Here is a 3534-nt window from a genome sequence, read left to right as displayed (position 1 = left end):
ACCTCTTGAAACTCTTCCGTATAATTCGTACAATATATAACATATTCACCATTAAAGAAAGTGGATGAGAACTGTTTTAAGATAAGTTCACATTCATTTGCATCCATGTCGTCATTCACCAACATTTGTTTTAGCTGTTGATAACCCATATTTTGCATCGTGCTCTTTTCTTTCTGTGTCCTAACTAATTCATTCTCTAGTTTAACAAGCACTTCCGCTAGCTGTGCACGCTCAACCGGCTTAAGAAGATAATCTTTTATACCACTTCGAAGAAGCTCAACTGCATAAGAGAAATCATCAAATCCACTTATTACTATAGTAAGTGGTATATGCTCACACGTTTGCATCTCCTTTACTAACGTAATTCCATCCATCTTAGGCATTCTAATATCTGTAATTACCACATTAATTTCTTGACTACGAATAATTTCTAGCGCTTCTAAACCATTCTTACACTCCATAATCATAGAAATTGGTACTCCAGAGCGCAATGCCATAGATTTTATTCCTTGCCTTATTATTTTCTCGTCTTCAACAATTAATAAAGTATTCATATAACGTTACCCTCTCCCTATTTGATAATTTTAACGCTCTTGTTCCAAAGACACAATCTGATTCAGTGGTATCTTCATTGAAACTTTTGTATAGCAACCAAACCTCGATGATACTTGAATTCCGTATTCTTTTCCAAAATGAATTTGGATACGATCTTGTACATTTTTAAGTCCAATTCCACTACCAGAGCCTCCATTTACTTCAATACCATCTTCAATCTTTTCCCTTAGACTTTCTACTTGTTGTACTGTCATGCCACGCCCTTGATCCGTTATCTCAATAATAAAGTTATCCGCTAAAACAATACCTTTTATATAAATATTCGTATCTTCCGCAATATCCTCAATGCCATGGCAAATCGCATTCTCCACAATCGGTTGCAATGACATCTTAGGAATCTCTTGATCCCATAGCATCTCAGGTATATTAAGCGATAGATAGATTTCGTAATCAAATCTTAGATTCATTAATGCAACATATTTTTGTATATATTCAACCTCTTGCCTCACCGTTACATTTCTTGCAAGTCCTTTCATACTATAGCGTAGCATAATTCCAAGAGCCGTTACTGCATCTGCAATATCGTACTTCTCTTCTATCTCCGCCATCATCTTAACGGACTCCAATACATTGTAGATAAAATGTGCATTAATTTGATTCTGTAACGCTCGAATCTCGGAGTTCTTCACCAAAATCTCTCGGTCTAAATTATCCTTCATCAGTACTTTAATTCGTTCTAACATGATTCCTATCTGATCCGCTAATTCCCCTAATTCATCTGCGCCACAATCTGGCACTACTACATCAAGGTTTCCTTCCTGCACTTCTTGCAACGTGCCAAACAGTAGATAGAAACGTCTTACCATTGTTTTTACAACGAGTTGAATTACGCTAATTAATATAAGCATAATAACTACCATAATCACGGCATACAGCCAATTTAGTTTAACAAGACCACCATTCAACTTATCCAAGGAAATCACTTCAATATAAGTACCATCTAATTCAGGAATATGTTTCGTTGTAATAATCATGTTTTCCCCATGAATCTTCACTTTATCACTAAACTCCTTATCTGTACTCATCGCTTCTGACATGATGTCTTCCACTAAGGGATTCCACCTGCTTTCTTCACTATCATTGTAGTAGCGTTTCCCATCTTGTTCAACAAAGCAGGACCATATCGCATCTCTACTATCAAACAACTCTGGAAAAACATCTTCCATCTTTACAGCAACTTCAATATAACCTAGATTTCCATATGTATAATTCGGAATTCTTGTTGTAAGTGCCATAATATGCTTTGTTGGATTCGCTGACAATTGGAATAAATCATCTGTATAATTGAATAACCAAGATGATTGTATACTATTATCTACCATTATCTGTGTATTCTTCATTCTATCTGTTTTAAATAATATAGGAATCATCTCTAACATATCATCATCATCTACATATACACGAATCTGATATAGATAGGGATTACTATTAACTAGACGCTCTAGATTAACAATTTCATCTCTTCTAAATCGAATCATATCATTAATAAAAATCTCTTCTCCTGAGTGAATTTGCTGCAAAAAAGTTAGCAATGCACCATTATTCAGAAACGCCTGCGTTGACATATTACATAATTCCACTGTTTTTTGCACATTTGCATGAATTTGATTCGCCGAGGCTTTCACCAAATATATCTTATCATTCTTTTCTTTTTCTTCCAGATTCATAACGATAACTATGAATAGAATTAATATTGGTATAAACGCAAAACAAAAAACGGTCAATGAAATTTTCTGCGTTATCTTTAACTTGTTCGTCCAACAATTTTTAATTCTACTCATAGTTTATCACTCTTCTCTTTTTGTTTTATTTTACTACCTACATTCTATCATACCAAATACAAGTATCCAATTCTTTTTGACTATTTAATTACAAAAACAGACACTGTATTCTCAAGATTATGTGCTGCATCATTGAGCGCTTCTGCTACATGACTCAGATTCTTAACCGAAGTCACCTGACTTTCTATAACATGGCTCAGTTCTTCTGTCGCCACTGAGGTTTCTTCTGTTGTTGAAGAGATACTTTCAACAGCTGTTAATGTATCCTCTTTGCTCTTTTGAATCGTATCAATTCCACTTGTTATTACATCCAGATTTGATGTAAGCCGCCCAACATGTTTTCCAATTCCTTGGAACACAGCTACTGTTCTACCTAATGTTTCTCCTTGTTTCTCAACAATAACATCTGCTTGCATAACAGTGTCTACTGTGTCTTGCGTCTGTCCGGCAATCTCCTCTATAATTACTTCAATTTCAGTCGCAGCATTCTTAGATTGTCCTGCTAATTTACCGATTTCTTCTGCTACAACTTTAAATCCTCTTCCTGCGTCTCCTGCTCTTGCTGCTTCAATCGAAGCATTTAGAGATAACAGATTCGTAAGATCCGACAACTCATTGATTTTTTGTAAGATGTCATTGATGTCTGCTGTTTTTGTATTCAAAGCCTGCACATTCTTAATAACCTTCTTTGTTATCGTTGCTGTATCACTTGCACACTTTGATAATTCATCTACAATTACGATACCTTCATCTACTTGCTCTTTCGTTCCATTCACAACTTGACTGATTTCATTCGCATTATCTGCAACCTTTTCAATCTGTTCCGAAAGAATTGTCATCTGATTCACGCAATTCCATGCATCTTCTGCCTGTTGCCCTACTGCACGTTCTATCTCAGTTACATTCTTAGCGATATGTTCGGATTTCTCTAATAGATTCTCTGTATCAGTTGTTACCGTCGTTGCATTCTTTAAAACATGTTCACTTGTCTGCGTCATCTCTACAATCAGATTCTTCATTCCTGTCGCCATGTTCTTGATTCCTCTAGAAAGTAACTGGAATTCATCTTTTCTTCTAAGTGTTACTGTTGTCGTAAGATTTCCTTCCTCCAGACGCTTTAATCCGCCATTCACTTTAT

Annotated in this window: 3 protein-coding genes; all 3 read right to left on the bottom strand. The window is 35.5% G+C overall.

Features of this window, described 5'->3' with window-relative positions:
* Positions 1-554 (bottom strand): response regulator (locus tag RMR19_RS13660; protein WP_310604049.1); only part of this gene is annotated, 554 nt, incomplete at its 3' end.
* 30 nt (positions 555-584) lie between these two features.
* A complete protein-coding gene (locus RMR19_RS13655; protein ID WP_310604048.1) occupies positions 585-2396 on the bottom strand; it encodes a sensor histidine kinase in 1812 nt (603 codons plus the stop codon).
* 80 nt (positions 2397-2476) lie between these two features.
* Positions 2477-3534, bottom strand: a 1058-nt coding sequence (locus RMR19_RS13650) for a methyl-accepting chemotaxis protein (RefSeq protein ID WP_310604047.1), incomplete at its 5' end; no start/stop codon positions are given.

The organism is Anaerosporobacter sp., assembly GCF_031551385.1.
In the GTDB taxonomy this organism is placed as follows: Bacteria; Bacillota; Clostridia; order Lachnospirales; family Lachnospiraceae; genus Anaerosporobacter.
The sequence above is the reverse complement of the archived record's forward strand: the minus strand, read 5'-3'. Positions and strand labels throughout refer to the sequence as shown.